General features: G+C 70.4%; 13 protein-coding genes. 8 read left to right on the top strand and 5 right to left on the bottom strand.

The genetic code is table 11. From position 1 onward, the window contains the following. The first annotated feature begins 129 nt into the window (after positions 1-129). On the top strand, positions 130-1,071 hold the full coding sequence (locus ACPYOM_RS09860; protein WP_481341627.1) for an aldo/keto reductase: 942 nt from the start codon (positions 130-132) through the stop codon (positions 1,069-1,071). 37 nt (positions 1,072-1,108) lie between these two features. Here ACPYOM_RS09860 and ACPYOM_RS09855 read toward each other — a convergent pair whose 3' ends face one another. Both ACPYOM_RS09855 and ACPYOM_RS09850 read right to left on the bottom strand, forming a co-directional pair. Continuing rightward, a complete protein-coding gene (locus tag ACPYOM_RS09855) occupies positions 1,109-2,566 on the bottom strand; it encodes an MFS transporter (RefSeq protein ID WP_481345794.1) in 1,458 nt (485 codons plus the stop codon). Then, on the bottom strand, positions 2,563-3,198 hold the full coding sequence (locus ACPYOM_RS09850; RefSeq protein WP_481345793.1) for a winged helix-turn-helix domain-containing protein: 636 nt from the start codon (positions 3,196-3,198) through the stop codon (positions 2,563-2,565). Before ACPYOM_RS09850 ends, ACPYOM_RS09855 begins: the two co-directional genes overlap by 4 nt. A gap of 280 nt (positions 3,199-3,478) precedes the next feature. Here ACPYOM_RS09850 and rplM point away from each other — a divergent pair, with 280 nt between their 5' ends. Together rplM and rpsI are read left to right on the top strand one after the other, a co-directional pair. Then, positions 3,479-3,922, top strand: a complete 444-nt coding sequence (gene rplM / locus ACPYOM_RS09845) for a 50S ribosomal protein L13 (RefSeq protein WP_481341615.1) — start codon at positions 3,479-3,481, stop codon at positions 3,920-3,922. Between the two features lie 42 nt (positions 3,923-3,964). After that, a complete protein-coding gene (gene rpsI, locus ACPYOM_RS09840) occupies positions 3,965-4,468 on the top strand; it encodes a 30S ribosomal protein S9 (RefSeq protein WP_481341616.1) in 504 nt (167 codons plus the stop codon). A gap of 88 nt (positions 4,469-4,556) precedes the next feature. Here rpsI and ACPYOM_RS09835 read toward each other — a convergent pair whose 3' ends face one another. Then, on the bottom strand, positions 4,557-5,732 hold the full coding sequence (locus ACPYOM_RS09835; protein WP_481345792.1) for a hypothetical protein: 1,176 nt from the start codon (positions 5,730-5,732) through the stop codon (positions 4,557-4,559). Between the two features lie 265 nt (positions 5,733-5,997). On the opposite strand from ACPYOM_RS09835, the gene glmM reads away from it, so the two are divergent. Both glmM and ACPYOM_RS09825 read left to right on the top strand, forming a co-directional pair. Next, positions 5,998-7,344, top strand: a complete 1,347-nt coding sequence (gene glmM / locus ACPYOM_RS09830; protein WP_481341619.1) for a phosphoglucosamine mutase — start codon at positions 5,998-6,000, stop codon at positions 7,342-7,344. Between the two features lie 77 nt (positions 7,345-7,421). After that, positions 7,422-8,609 carry a low temperature requirement protein A gene (locus ACPYOM_RS09825; RefSeq protein WP_481345791.1) on the top strand — a complete coding sequence of 396 codons (1,188 nt, stop codon included), beginning with the start codon at positions 7,422-7,424 and terminating at the stop codon, positions 8,607-8,609. A 3-nt stretch (positions 8,610-8,612) separates the two neighbouring features. Here the strand turns inward: ACPYOM_RS09825 and ACPYOM_RS09820 are convergent, their stop codons facing one another. Both ACPYOM_RS09820 and ACPYOM_RS09815 read right to left on the bottom strand, forming a co-directional pair. Further along, on the bottom strand, positions 8,613-9,128 hold the full coding sequence (locus tag ACPYOM_RS09820) for a beta-class carbonic anhydrase (protein ID WP_481341621.1): 516 nt from the start codon (positions 9,126-9,128) through the stop codon (positions 8,613-8,615). A 17-nt stretch (positions 9,129-9,145) separates the two neighbouring features. Then, a complete protein-coding gene (locus ACPYOM_RS09815; RefSeq protein WP_481345790.1) occupies positions 9,146-10,858 on the bottom strand; it encodes a fumarate hydratase in 1,713 nt (570 codons plus the stop codon). A 412-nt stretch (positions 10,859-11,270) separates the two neighbouring features. Here ACPYOM_RS09815 and ACPYOM_RS09810 point away from each other — a divergent pair, with 412 nt between their 5' ends. From ACPYOM_RS09810 to ACPYOM_RS09800, 3 genes are all read left to right on the top strand, one after another. Then, positions 11,271-12,596: an ABC transporter substrate-binding protein gene (locus tag ACPYOM_RS09810; RefSeq protein ID WP_481341623.1), complete on the top strand. Its 1,326-nt coding sequence runs from the start codon at positions 11,271-11,273 to the stop codon at positions 12,594-12,596. A gap of 79 nt (positions 12,597-12,675) precedes the next feature. After that, positions 12,676-13,659, top strand: a complete 984-nt coding sequence (locus ACPYOM_RS09805) for a carbohydrate ABC transporter permease (protein WP_481341624.1) — start codon at positions 12,676-12,678, stop codon at positions 13,657-13,659. Continuing rightward, positions 13,656-14,603 (top strand): carbohydrate ABC transporter permease, encoded by a 948-nt coding sequence (locus ACPYOM_RS09800; protein WP_481345789.1) that lies wholly within the window; start codon positions 13,656-13,658, stop codon positions 14,601-14,603. The genes ACPYOM_RS09805 and ACPYOM_RS09800 overlap by 4 nt, the downstream gene beginning before the upstream one ends. The last annotated feature ends 16 nt before the right edge of the window (positions 14,604-14,619 follow it).

The raw sequence follows: 14,619 nt of genomic DNA, 5'->3' as shown, positions 1-14,619 counted from the left end.
TGTGGTCGGGAGTCGCGGTCGGGTTCGCTGCACGGCCACGACAACGCGCCATGTGGTCGCGAGTCGCGGTCGGGATCGCTCCACCGCCCGGCGGGTGCGGGCCGGGTCTACGTTGGACGCGTGACCGACATGACGTACCGACAGCTCGGCGACAGCGGCCTCACCGTCTCCACGGTCGGGCTCGGCTGCAACAACTTCGGCCGTCGCATCGACCAGGAGGCGACCAACGCCGTTGTGCGCACCGCCCTCGACGCCGGCGTCACCCTCTTCGACACGGCCGACATCTACGGTCAGGGCGCGAGCGAGGAGATGCTCGGGCTGGCCCTGGGCGCCGAGCGCGACAACGTCGTCGTCGCCACGAAGTTCGGCATGGACATGCAGGGCTCCAACGGGCCCGACTGGGGCGTGCGCGGCTCGCGGCGCTATGTGCGCAAGGCGGTCGAGGCCAGCCTGCGGCGCCTGGGCACCGACTGGATCGACCTCTACCAGCTGCACCGCCCCGACCCCGTGACGCCGGTCGACGAGACCCTGGCGGCCCTCGACGAGCTGGTCCGCGAGGGCAAGGTGCGCTACATCGGCAGCAGCAACTTCACCGGCTGGCAGGTCGTCGACGCCGACTGGACCGCGCGCGCAGCCGGCACGGCCCGGTTCGTGTCGGCCCAGAACGAGTACTCCCTGCTCGAGCGTGACGTCGAGGAGGAGCTCGTCCCGGCGTGCGAGCACGTCGGCGTCGGGCTGCTGCCGTTCTTCCCGCTCGCGAGCGGCCTGCTCACGGGCAAGTACCGACGCGGCGAGCCGGCGCCGGAGGGCGCACGCCTCGCGGCGAACACCGACCGGCTCGCCGGCGCGGACTGGGACACCCTCGAGGCCCTCGAGGCGTTCGCCGCCCGTCGCGACCTGCGCCTCGTCGACGTCGCGATCGGCGGCCTGGCCGCGCAGCCGGCCGTCGCCTCGGTCATCGCCGGTGCGACGCGTCCCGAGCAGGTGCTCGACAACGTCCGCGCCGGTGCGTGGGACCCGAGCCCCGAGGACCTGGCCGAGCTCGACGACATCACCACGCCACCCGCCTGACGCCGTCCGTCGCCGCGCCGGCCGCGGTGACCGGTGCTCACCGGGCGGGCGTGACGGGCTCCCGACCGGGTGTGGGGGAGGGGGCCGGTGCCCCGGTCGCCGGCGCCGTGGCATGGGGCACTGTGGTGTCGGGCACCGTGGTGTCGGGCACCGTGGTGTCGGGCACCGTGGTGTCGGGCACCGTGGTGTCGGGCACCGTGGTGTCGGGTGCCGACCCGGCCAGGGTGTCTCGGTCCACCTCGGCGCGCCTCGCGGCCCGGTAGAACCCGGCCCCGACGATGCTGACCGCACCGGCGCAGACCATCGCGGCCTGGGTCGAGGTGGCATCGGCGAGCACGCCCATGACCGACGCACCGACGGCGAAGGCGGCCGAGGCGACCATCGAGTTCATCGACAGCACGGTGGCGCGGTTGCGGGCCTGCGCCTCACGGTGCAGCAGCGTCGAGTGGGCCGGCCCCGCCGCTCCGTGCAGCAGGTAGGTGACGCCGTAGGCGGCGACGAGGGCAGCCGGTCCGGCGACGAGGCCCATGACGACGGCACCGAGCCCGTTGAGGACGCGGGCGAGGACCGCGGTGCGCGCCACCCCGATGCGGCGGCTCGACCACCCGGACAGGGTCGCGCCCACGGCGAAGACGGCCCAGCCGGCCGCGGCCACCGGACCCATGATGGCGCCGGCGCGTTCCTCGCCGCCGACGAGCTCGGCGAGCCGGATCGGCTGGAAGGTCTCGAAGACGATCATGGCGGTCGACCAGAAGACCTCGACGAGGACGATGCCGCGCAGCACCGCGTTGCCCCGCAGCATGCCGAGGCCCTCGCGCACGACGGTGGGAGCCTCCCGCGTCGAGGCGACGGCCCGGCGCACGCCGCTCACGTCGACGTGCTCGGCCGCGCGCGGTTCCCGCAGCAGTGCCAGCACGGCGACGAGGTGCACGACGTTGAGCGCGACGAACACCGCCACCGGCAGGACGAGGGCCGAGGCACCCTGGAACGGGTGCCACCACACCAGGGCGCCCGACACGAGTGCGCCGCTCGCGATGCCGCCGCCGAGCACCGTGCCCTGCGCGGCGAGCGACGCGTCGACGTCGGCGCCCGGCGTCGTCGCGTGCACGGTGTCGACGAACCACGCCTCGAGGGGCCCGGAGTCCAGCGCCCGGAAGACGCCGGTGAGCACGGCTGCGACGAGGAACATCCAGTACGTGTGCGCGGCGAGCAGAAGGGCGCTGGCGACGACGTTGACGACCGCCGACACGACGAAGACCGGCCTGCGCCCGAAGGCGTCGGCGAACCCGCTCGTCGGCAGCTCGAGGACGAAGATCGTCAGGCCGGCCGCCGAGGACACCGTCATCGCCTGCGACACGGTCAGGCCGCGCTCGAGCTGCCAGAGGGTGAGCAGGCCGACGACGAGACCGACGGGGAACCACCGGGTCAGGCTCAGGAGGAGGAAGACGCGTCGGGCGGCCGCGGGCGACAGCACGGCCCGCCGAGCCGCGCTCATCGCCCGCCGCCGGCGCGGGAGCCCTCGCCGGGGCCGCCGGGGCCGCGTCCGGGTGGGCGGTCCAGGTCGATGGGGTAGGCGAACGCGTAGACCGCGATCCGCCGGGCGTTCGGGTTGCCCTGGCCGAGGCGCCGGTAGCGCTCGACGAGGTCCCACATCTCCTCGCGCAGCTGCTCGAGGGCCTCGGGCGTGACGAGGACGGCGGCGTCGCTCGACCCGCAGGCGTCCTGCCACGCGGCGGGCCACGTCATCGACACGTCGAGCCAGCGGTCGTACTGCTCGGCGAAGTGGCGCGCGTAGTCGCGCGTCAGCCAGTTGAGCGCGGTCTCGGAGTCCTCGTCCCCCTCGAAGTCGCTCGGGTGCCAGGAGTGGAACTCGGAGCTGGCGCGCCAGAGGCGGCGCTTGCCCTCGCCCTCGCCGGTGTCCTCGACGAGGCCCACCGCCTCGAGCTTGCGCAGGTGGTAGCTCGTCGCGCCGGAGTTGGTGCCGAGGGCGGTGGCGAGGTCGGTGGCGGTGGCGGGGCCGCCACGGCGGAGGGCGCCGAGGAGGCGCGAGCGGAGCGGGTGCGCGAGGACCCGGAGGCTCTCGGGAGTGAGCCAGACGTTGTCCGGCGTCGGGGGGTGTGCAGCCATAGTGTGCACACTACCTTTGCACAATCTGTTTGCACAAGGGTTCTGCATAGCGCGTCCTGCGGTGCATCACCGCAGGTCAGCGGCCGTTCGGCGCGGTCGTCACGAGGATTTGGCTGCGGGCCGGACGCTCCGTAGACTTGACGACTGTTGTGCCGAACCGGCAGAGCGATGCCCGGAGCCCGCGCGGACCAGCGCGGCCCCGCGTCCAGCGCCTCGGACCGGCGCGGGTCATCGCCCGGGCGGCACGCATCCATCGTTTGAAGCGAGAAGGCAGACTCCATTGCGCACGTACACCCCGAAGCCCGGCGAGGTCACTCGCACGTGGCACGTCATCGACGCCACCGACGTCGTGCTCGGACGCCTCGCGAGCCAGGCTGCGATCCTGCTCCGGGGCAAGCACAAGCCGCAGTTCGCGCCGCACGTCGACACCGGTGACTTCGTCATCATCGTCAACGCCGAGAAGGTCGCCCTCACCGGCGCCAAGCTCGAGCAGAAGAAGGCCTACCGCCACTCGGGCTTCCCGGGCGGCCTGCGCTCCACCTCCTACACCGAGCTGCTCGCCAAGAGCCCCGAGAAGGCCGTCGAGAAGGCGATCCGGGGCATGCTCCCGAAGAACTCGCTGGCCCGCCAGCAGCTGTCCAAGCTCAAGGTCTACCGCGGTGCCGAGCACCCGCACGCGGCCCAGCAGCCCGTCCCCTTCGAGATCTCCCAGGTCGCGCAGTAAGGCCCGGCGCCGCCGCTGCTGCGTAGAAAGCGAACAGACACCGTGACTGACATCATCAACGAGGGCGTCCTCGACACCGACGAGCCCGAGCTCACCGAGTACACGTCCGAGTCCGACACCTCGGTGACCGGCGAGGCCAAGCGCTCCCGCCAGGTCTCGACGCCCGGTTCGGCCACCGGCCGCCGCAAGCAGGCCATCGCCCGCGTCCGCATCGTGCCGGGCACCGGCGAGTGGAAGATCAACGGCCGTGCGCTCGAGGACTACTTCCCGAACAAGGTGCACCAGCAGATCGTCCGCGAGCCGCTGACGATCCTCGAGCTCGAGGGCTCCTACGACGTGCTCGTCCGCGTGCACGGCGGTGGCCCCTCCGGCCAGGCCGGTGCGGTGCGCCTCGGCGTGGCCCGCTCGCTCAACGAGGTCGACGCCGAGCTCAACCGCCCGGCGCTGAAGAAGGCCGGCTTCCTCACCCGCGACGCCCGCGTCCCGGAGCGCAAGAAGGCCGGTCTCAAGAAGGCCCGCAAGGCGCCCCAGTACAGCAAGCGCTGACACGCCGCGCCACACCCGGCGCCCCCCGCGTGCACGAAGGCCCCCGAGCAGCTGCTCGGGGGCCTTCGTCGTGCCCGGGGCCGACGCGTCAGCTCACGGTCGCGTGCGCCAGGTCGCAGCGGTTGGTGTCGTTGGACCACGTCGACTGCATCGCGAAGGAGCCCTGCGTCGTCGCGACGTTGCCGGAGCCGCCCGAGGACGGTGAGATCCAGGCGCACTCGTCCGCGTTCTCCTGGCCGGAGTACGTGCGCGAGGTGGTGTTCGTCCAGCCGCCGGCCGGGTTCTGGTCGGTGATCGTCTCGGCGTACTCGTGACCCTCGACCATGGTGTAGCCGTCGTCGGTCCCGGCCGTCCCCGCGTTGACGAAGTTCTGGCCACAGCTGGTGCCCATGTCCATGACGTACGGCATGTTGGTGAAGGCGATGTCCCCGTAGGGCGAGGCCGACCCGACGTACGGGTCACCGTTGTAGTCGTGCCAGGCGCAGAAGGTGCCGGACGGCGTGTTGAACCCGTCCGGGTGCGTGCCGGTCGGCGACAGGACGACGTACTGGGCGTAGCGGTTGCTCGAGGCCGTCGTGTTGCCGAAGTGGCCGGCCGCCCGGACCGCCTCGTCGCCGAGCTGCTTGGCCGTCGCGGACGGCGCCGCGGTCGAGGCGTCGTACCAGACGCCGGCGAGGTCGCCGCCGGTCGGGTAGCCGACGTGCGCCGCTCCCGCCGGGCACGACGTCGCTCCCTTGGCCACGAGCGGCCCGTCGCAGTACTGGGTCATGACGCCGGACCACGCCTCGCCGCCGGTGCCGAGGCCCTTGAAGAGCTTCTGCACGAGGGGAGCGCCCGACTTCGGGTCTCCGGTGAAGGTGAGGTTGCCGGCGGTGTCCGTGCCCTGCGAGCCCCACTGGCTGCCCCAGAAGACGAGGTAGACCCTCGGGGTGCCGCTCGTGACGCCGATGCCGTCGACGCCGCCGCCGTAGGACAGCGTCTTGCTCGCCGCCGGTCGCGAGCCCTTCGTCTGCGCCTCCCACCGGTGCATCTGGGTGTTGAGCTCGCGCGTGGGGACGGCGCCGTGCCGGTACGGGTGGCCGTACGCGGGCGAGTACGGGTCGGTGACGCCGCCCGACACGGCCGGGGCGGTGTCGGTGCTGCTCATCGTGTCGCTCAGGGTGCTGCTGGCCGTGGCGCTCGTGGCACCGAAGGCCGTACCGAGACAGAGCGCGGTCGCCGTGGTGGCGACGGCCACCATCAGACGCGAACGTCGAGGACTCATGCGGATCCTTTCACCGGGGGCTCCGATCGGAGCACGATGGCGCACATCGTCGTGGCCGCCGTCCGGGAAAGTGGTGGGAGGATGCTGCCGGTTCCCTGCCAGTTGGCGCCTCGTGCGGGGACGCCTGACATCGGGACGAACCGGACGTCGCCTGAGCGGCCGAGCGTCCCGGCCCGGGCGGTGGCACCGCCCTCCGGGGGGTATGGTCGTCCGAGCACATGACCTGGGTCGGCCGCGGGCCACCCGATCGGGAAGGCACAAACGCGTGGCTCGACTCTTCGGCACGGACGGCGTCCGTGGCATCGCGAACAAGGACATCACCGCCGAGCTGGCCCTCGACCTGTCGGTGGCGGCCGCGCACGTCCTCGGCGAGGTCGGGGAGTTCAACGGGCACCGCCCCGTCGCCGTCGTCGGGCGCGACCCCCGGGCCTCCGGCGAGTTCCTGACCGCGGCGACCATCGCCGGGCTGGCGTCGGCCGGCGTCGACGTGCGCGACGCCGGGGTGCTGCCCACGCCGGCGATCGCCTACCTCGTGGCCGAGCAGGACGCCGACCTCGGCGCCATGCTGTCGGCCTCGCACAACCCGATGCCCGACAACGGCCTGAAGTTCTTCGCCCGCGGCGGCCACAAGCTCGCCGACGAGCTCGAGGACCGCATCGAGGCCCGCCTGCGCGACGACTGGCAGCGGCCGGTCGGCGGTGACGTCGGACGCATCACGCCGCTCGAGGACGGCGCCGACCGCTATGTCGCCCACCTGCTGTCCGTCCTGCCGCACCGCCTCGACGGCCTCCACGTCGTCGTCGACGCCGCGCACGGCGCGGCGTCGCAGGTAGCCCCGCGCGTCTTCCGCGAGGCCGGAGCCACCGTGACGACGATCGGCTGCGAGCCCGACGGCATCAACATCAACGACGGCTTCGGCTCCACGCACCTCGAGGCGCTCCAGAAGGCGGTGGTCGAGGCGGGGGCGGACCTCGGTGTCGCCCTCGACGGCGACGCCGACCGCTGCCTGGCCGTCGACGCGGCCGGCGTCGAGGTCGACGGCGACCAGATCATGACGATCCTCGCCCTGGCCATGAAGGAGCAGGGCGTCCTGCGCGGCGACACCCTCGTGGCCACCGTCATGTCCAACCTCGGCATGATCCATGCCCTCGCGGACGCCGGCATCACCGTCGTGCAGACCGCCGTCGGCGACCGGTACGTCCTCGAGGGGATGAAGGAGGGCGGCTTCGTCCTCGGTGGTGAACAGTCCGGCCACGTCGTCATGCTCGACCACGGCACGACCGGCGACGGCACCCTCACCGGTCTGATGCTCGCCTCCCGGGTCGCCGCCACCGGTCACCCGCTGTCGGACCTCGCGACGGTCATGTCGCACTTCCCGCAGGTGCTCGTCAACGTCAAGGACGTCGACAAGTCGGCCCTCGAGGCCAACGCCGTCGTCGCCGAGGCCGTGCGGCGCGCCGAGGACGAGCTCGGCGCGACGGGACGCGTGCTGCTGCGCAAGTCCGGCACCGAGCCGGTGGTGCGCGTCATGGTCGAGGCCGCCGACGGCGACCAGGCCCGGCTGCTCGCCGACCGCCTCGTCGGCGTGGTCAGGGCCGAGCTCAGCCTCTAGAGCGCGGGTGGCCGGCGCCGGGCAGCCCGCGGCCGGGCGGCCCGGCGGCCGGTGACGGACGCTGGCACACTCGGCGGGTGAGCCCGATCTCCGTCGTCCCGCTGCATCGCCGGATGCGTCCGAGGGACCCGCAGGAGCAGCACCGCGTCGCGTCGCCGCTCGAGCTGTTCTTCGACCTCGTCTTCGTCGTCGCGATCGCCTCCAACGGAGCCGAGCTGCACCACGGCCTCAGCGAGGGCCACACCGCCGACCTGCTCAAGTTCCTCCTCGTCTTCTTCGCCATCTGGTGGGCGTGGATGAACTACACGTGGTTCGCGTCGGCCTACGACTGCGACGACGTGTCCTACCGGCTGCTGACGTTCGTCATCATGACCGGCTCGCTCATGCTGGCAGCCGGCATCGGCGACCTCTTCGACGACGGCCAGTCCGGACTGGCCGTCTCCGGCTACGCGGTGATGCGGTTCGCCATGGTCGGCCTGTGGCTGCGGGCCGCGCACGGCGACCCGGACGGCCGCGGCACGGCCCTGCGCTACGCCGTCTGCATCGCGCTCGTGCAGGTGCTGTGGATCCTGCGCCTCCTGCTCGACGGCGAGGTGGTGCTGTACGTGACCTTCCTCGTGCTCGTCGTGCTCGAGCTCCTCGTGCCGGTCGTGGCCGAGCGACGCGTCCGCACGCCCTTCCACCCGCACCACATCACCGAGCGGTACGCGCTGTTCACCATCATCGTGCTCGGCGAGGTCGTCCTCGCCGCGGTGCAGGCGGTGGCGGGCGCGCTGGGGCACGGGATGGGGCTCGACCTCGCCGGTGTCGTCGTCGGTGGCCTGCTCATCGTCTACGCGCTGTGGTGGATCTACTTCAAGCGCGACCACCTCGAGCTGTTCGAGGGGCCGTTCCGGCACAACCTCACCGCCGGCTACGGGCACTACCTCGTCTTCGTGTCGGTGGCGGGCACGGGAGCTGCGCTCGCGGCGTCGGTGGACGTCGCGACCCACGAGTCCCATGCGAGCGTCCGGTTCGTCGCCGTGGCGCTCGCGGTCGCGGTCTCGCTCTACGTGCTCGTCCTCGGGGCGCTGCACAGCGTCGTCGACGGTGACCGCGGTCAGCTGCGCCTCGCGGCCGTCGTCGCCGCCCTGACGCTGGCCGTGGCGCTGGTGTCGCCCTCCATCGGGCTGTCGGTGGCCGGGACCGGGCTCGTCCTCGCGCTGTCGGTGGCCGAGCACGTGTGGAGCACGCGCGGGGCGCCCGCGGCCGGGAGCCTGCGGTGAGGGTCAGTCGACGTGGCGCAGCAGGCCGGTGTCGACGTCGTAGACGAAGCCCGCCACCTGCGTGCCCTCGGCGATGAGCGGGTGCGAGCGGACCTTGGCGAGGTCCTCTCGCAGGGCGCGCTCCTGGTCGGCGATGGCGTGGAAGACCATCCACGACGCGTCCTTGCCCGCGCTCTCACCGACGCGCTCGCGCAGTTCGGCCTCGCTGTTGGACGCCATGGCGCACCGGGTGTGGGGGACGACGAGGATGCGGTCGACGTTGAGCAGGTGGGTGGCGAGGACGAGCGCCTCGAGGGCCTCGGAGGCCACGCGGCCGCCGGGGTTGCGGAAGATCTTCGCGTCGCCGGGCTTGAGGCCGACGAGCCCCAGGGGGTCGATGCGCGAGTCCATGCACGTGACGATGGCGACGCCTGCCCGGGCGATGCCGTCGAAGCCGGCCATCTCGAACCGGGCCGCGTAGTCGCGGTTGGCTGCGACGAGGTCCTCGAAACCGGCTGGGGCGGAAGCGTTCTGGGTCACTGTCGTTGTCTCCTCGTTCACTCGAGTCCGGGCCGCCTGCCGATGGTGAAGGCCACCGGCTTGCTCACCTCGGCGAAGAAGTCGTTGCCCTTGTCGTCGACGACGATGAAGGCCGGGAAGTCCTCGACGTCGATCTTCCAGACGGCCTCCATGCCGAGCTCCTCGTACTCGAGGACCTCGACGTGCTTGATGCAGTCCTGGGCGAGCCGGGCCGCGGGGCCGCCGATCGAGCCGAGGTAGAAGCCGCCGTGCGCGGCGCACGCGTCGGTGACCTGCGTGCTGCGGTTGCCCTTGGCGAGCATGACCTTGCTGCCGCCGGCCGCCTGGAACTGGTCGACGTAGGAGTCCATCCGGCCGGCCGTCGTCGGTCCGAAGGAGCCCGACGGCATGCCCTCGGGCGTCTTGGCCGGTCCCGCGTAGTACACCGGGTGGTCCTTGAGGTACTGCGGCATCGGCTCGCCCGCGTCGAGGCGTTCCTTGATCTTGGCGTGCGCGATGTCGCGCGCGACGACGAGCGGGCCGGTCAGCGACAGTCGCGTCTTGACCGGGTGCCTCGACAGCTCGGCGAGGATGTCGTCCATGGGCTGGTTGAGGTCGACCTTGACGACGACGTTGCGGCTGGTCGAGCTGACCCCGACCGCGTCGTCCTCGTGGTCGCCGAGGTCCACCGAGCCGGCGTCGGGCAGGAAGCGCGCCGGGTCGGTCTCGAGCTGCTCGATGAAGACCCCCTCGGGCGTGATCCTGCCGAGGCACTGACGGTCTGCCGAGCAGGAGACGGCGATGGCCACCGGCAGGCTCGCACCGTGGCGGGGCAGGCGCACGACGCGGACGTCGTGGCAGAAGTACTTGCCGCCGAACTGGGCACCGATGCCGAACTGCCGGGTCAGCTCGAGCACCTTCTCCTCGAGCTCGGTGTCGCGGAAGGCGTGGGCCGTCATGGAGCCCTGCTCGGGCAGGGTGTCGAGGTACTTGGCCGATGCGTACTTGGCTGTCTTCAGGGCGAACTCGGCGCTCGTCCCGCCGATGACGATGGCCAGGTGGTACGGCGGGCACGCGGCGGTGCCGAGCGACCGGAGCTTCTCGTCGAGGAAGCGCATCATGGCCTCCTCGTTGAGGATCGCCTTGGTCTCCTGGTAGAGGAAGCTCTTGTTCGCCGAGCCGCCGCCCTTGGCCATGAAGAGGAACTTGTACGAGGTCTCGTGGCCCACGGCGGTGTCGGCGTAGAGCTCGATCTGCGCGGGGAGGTTCGAGCCGGTGTTCCTCTCCTCCCACATGGTCAGCGGCGCCATCTGCGAGTAGCGCAGGTTGAGACGCGTGTACGCGTCGCGGACGCCCTCGGCGACGGCGCGCTCGTCGGTGCCGGGCGTGAGGACGTGCTGGCCACGCTTGCCCATGACGATCGCCGTGCCGGTGTCCTGGCACATCGGCAGCACACCACCCGCCGCGATGTTGGCGTTCTTGAGCAGGTCGAGGGCGACGAACCTGTCGTTGTCGCTCGCCTCGGGGTCATCGAGGATGCTGCGCAGCTGCTGCAGGTGGGCCGGGCGCAGGTAGTGGGCGATGTCGTGCATCGCGGTCTCGGTGAGCAGGCGCAGGGCCTCGGGCTCGACCTCGAGGAAGGTCCGGCCACCGGGTCCCTCGACGGTGCGCACTCCCTCGGTGGTGAGGAGGCGGTACGGCGTCTCGTCCGCGCCGATGGGAAGCAGGTCCTCGTACTGGAAGTCGCTCACTCTTTCTCCTGTGCACCCGGCCGCCCACCGGCCTCGTGCGGGCGGACTCCGGCGGCACCACGGTAGCGCGGGGGCACGGGGAGCCGTCGGGGGGTGTCACCGCAGCGGGCTGGGGTCGGGTGTGGCGGGTTCCGCTGCTGCCGGACCCGTCCGAGCGGGTACGTGCCGGGCGTGGGCCGACATCCTCCGCGTGGCACGGGCGACGTGCGGCTGCGTAACACTTCGGCAAGAAGTGTTGACAGTTGTGGCGCACGTCACTGTTGTGGTGTTGGGTGAGAGGGACGGACGGATGGGGCTGTGGCCCCGTCAGCCAGCCGGTGGTCACGCCGGAATCCTGTGGAACACCGGTCTCCAGCGCGGCCGGTCAGCGTGGGGCCGATGACGCCCCCAAGCCTTCCGAGAAGGAGCAGGAATGTTGAACCGAAAGGCAGGGCTCACCGCCCTGATCGGCATCACCGTCGCGGGCCTCGCCTCAGGCTGCCTGTCGTCGAACTCGGGCTCCGGGCCCAACGCCGGTCCCGCCAGCGGCCCGGGCAAGAGCACGATCGAGGTCATGTACGGCCTCGGACCGGACACCGAGCCGGGCTTCAAGGCCGACGTGTCTGCTTGGGCGGCGCAGAACAAGATCACCGTGAAGTTCACCAAATCGGCATCATGGGACACCGAGATCCGCACCAGGGTCCAGGGTGGGAACGCGCCGGACGTCGGTCTCTTCCCCCAGCCGGGCCTCATGTGTGACCTGGCCAAGCAGAAGAAGCTGGTCCCGTTCGACGACGCGACCGTCGCCACCGACAAGGAGACGCTCGTCCCGGGCTTCGTCCAGGCCGGCACCTGCGCGGACGGGAAGGTCTACGGCCTGCCCAACGAGGTGAGCGTCAAGAGCATCCTGTGGACCGACGCGCCCGCCTTCAAGGCGGCCGGGCTCAGCGCCCCTGCAACGTTGGACGACCTGCTCACGCTGACCCAGAAGATCAAGTCCGAGGGCAAGACCCCATGGTGCATCGCGGCCGAGTCCGGGCAGGCGACGGGGTGGCCCATCACCGACTGGATCGAGGACCTCGTCCTGCGCATCGCCGGACCCGACAACTACGACAAGTGGGTCAAGGGCGAGCTGAAGTTCAACAGCCCCGAGATCAAGCCGGCATGGGAGTACTTCCAGAAGATCGCCTTCGGCGACGGCTACGTCCGGGGCGGCACGAAGTCCATCGTCGCCACGAACTTCCAGACCGGCGGCAACGCGCTGTTCAGCAACCCCCCGGGCTGCTACCTGTTCAAGCAGGCGACGTTCGTGGCCAACAAGGGCGGCTTCCCCGACTCCGTGATCTCCAAGCTGGACACCGAGACCGCGCCGCTGCCTTTCCCGGCCAAGACGGCAGGCGACAACCCGGTCCTCGTCGCCGGTGACATCGTCGCAGCCTTCAACAACGACCCGAACTCGCTCAAGCTGCGCAACTTCATCGCCAGCAAGGAGAACGGCACCCAGCAGGCCAAGAACGGCGCCTTCTCGCCGCACAAGACGGCCGACGTGTCGCTGCTGCCGAACAAGACCCTGCAGACGATCGCCACCAACGTGCTCTACAAGGCGACCGCGGCCCGCTTCGACGGCTCCGACTCCATGCCGGCCAAGGTGGGTGCCGGGACCTTCTGGACCGAGCCGGTCAAGTGGCTCTCGGGCCAGCAGGACCTCGACACCACGCTCAACAACATCGACGACAGCTTCCCGAAGACCGGCAGCTGACGCCGCCTTACCGCGGGGGTGACCGACCGGTCGCCCCCGCGGTCGACAGCGCATTCTCCCAACAGAGAGAGGAAGTGCCATGGCCATCAAGATCGTGAACGCGGTGATCGCGATCATCGGCGGGATCGGCGGCGCCATCATCATCTTCTGGATCCTCAACAAGCTGGCCGAGTCGCTCAAGGGCCGCTGGGAGGACCGCGTCAAACCGTGGATGTTCGCCGGGCCCGCGATCCTCGCGATCACGGTGTACCTGATCTACCCCGCGATCGTCACGATCCAGTACAGCTTCGCCAACGAGGACTCCACGGCCTACGTCGGGTTCAAGAACTACGGGGACGTCCTGACCGACAAGACGTTTCTGCAGGTGCTGTTCAACAACGTCCTGTGGATCGTCATCGTCCCGGCCCTGACCGTGGTGCTGGGCCTCGGGGTGGCCGTGCTGGCCGACCGGCTCAGGCCGCGCGGTGAGAAGGCTGCCAAGACCTTCATCTTCCTGCCGATGGCGATCAGCATGGTCGGGGCCGCCACCATCTGGCGCACCATCTACGACTACCAGCCGCCAGGCACTCCGCAGACCGGGCTGCTCAACGCCTTCCTGGGCCTGTTCAACAAGGCGCCGGTCTTCTGGTATGGGCAGAGCACGCTGCACTTCAACAGTCTGCTGCTCATGATCATCCTGATCTGGACCCAGGTCGGGTACTCGATGGTGCTGCTCTCCGCGGCCATCAAGGGCGTCCCCGAGGACACCGTCGAGGCGGGGCGCATCGACGGAGCCGGCGAGCGGCGGATCTTCTTCAGCATCATCGTCCCTCAGATCTGGCCGACGGTGATCACGGTGTTCATCACGGTCCTCATCGGTGTCATGAAGGTGTTCGACGTCGTCTACGTGACGACCAACGGCGCCTACGACACCGACGTCATCGCACGGCGCTTCTACGACGAGCTCTACACGCAGGGCAACAACGGCTACGCGGCCACCATTGTCGTGATCCTGCTGCTTGCCGTCATCCCGATCCTCATCTACCAGGTCCGCCACTTCAGGGCCGAGGAGGCAGCACGATGACCACGACGCTCCAGCCAGGCACCGGCGCACCCGCCGACGAGCCGCAGCTCCTGCGCCAGAGCAAGCCCGGTGCCGGCACGGGGTCAGCGAACTGGCCGGTCCGCATCGGAGTGCTCGTCCTCTGCATCGCGTGGATGATCCCGGCCCTCGGGATGCTCGTCAATTCGTTCCGTCCGCGTGACGAGCAGTTCGCCTCGGGCTGGTGGACCGCGTTCTTCAACCCGTTCGGCTCGGCGTGGACGGTGCAGAACTACAGCACGGTCCTGACCTCGGACGCGGCCGGCATCCCGATGGCCCAAGCGTTCCTCAACAGCCTCATCGTGGCGCTGCCGGCGACGGTCATCCCCATCCTCATCGCAGCATTCGCGGCGTACGCGTTCACGTTCATGCAGTGGAAAGGCCGCGACGTCGTCTTCGTCATCATCGTGGGCCTGCTCGTCGTGCCCAACCAGGTGGCCTTCGTCCCTCTGGTCAAGCTCTACTCGGGCCTCGGCCTCAACGGCACCTTCATCGCGGTCTGGCTGGCGCACATCGGGTTCGGCATGCCGTTGGCCGTCTACATCCTGCGCAGCTACATGTCCGGCCTGCCCACCGCGGTGATCGAGTCGGCGAAGATCGACGGTGCGAGCCACTTCACGACGTTCTGGCGGCTCATCATGCCGATGTCGACGCCCGCACTGGCGTCATTCGCGATCTTCCAGTTCCTCTGGGTGTGGAACGACCTCCTCGTGGCGCTGATCTTCCTCGGTCGTGGCGACAACACCGTCGCCACCGTGGCGCTGCAGGGCCTGCAGGGCCAGACCGGAGCAGGACGGGAGCTCATCCCTGCAGCCGGATACGTGACGATCATCGTCCCGATCCTCGTCTTCCTCTCGCTGCAGCGGTACTTCATCCGCGGCATGACCTCAGGGGCCGTCAAGGGCCTGTCTCTTATACACATCTGACGCTGCCGACGACGGA

The organism is Monashia sp. HAY1-2A, from assembly GCF_056755315.1.
The sequence above is the reverse complement of the archived record's forward strand: the minus strand, read 5'-3'. Positions and strand labels throughout refer to the sequence as shown.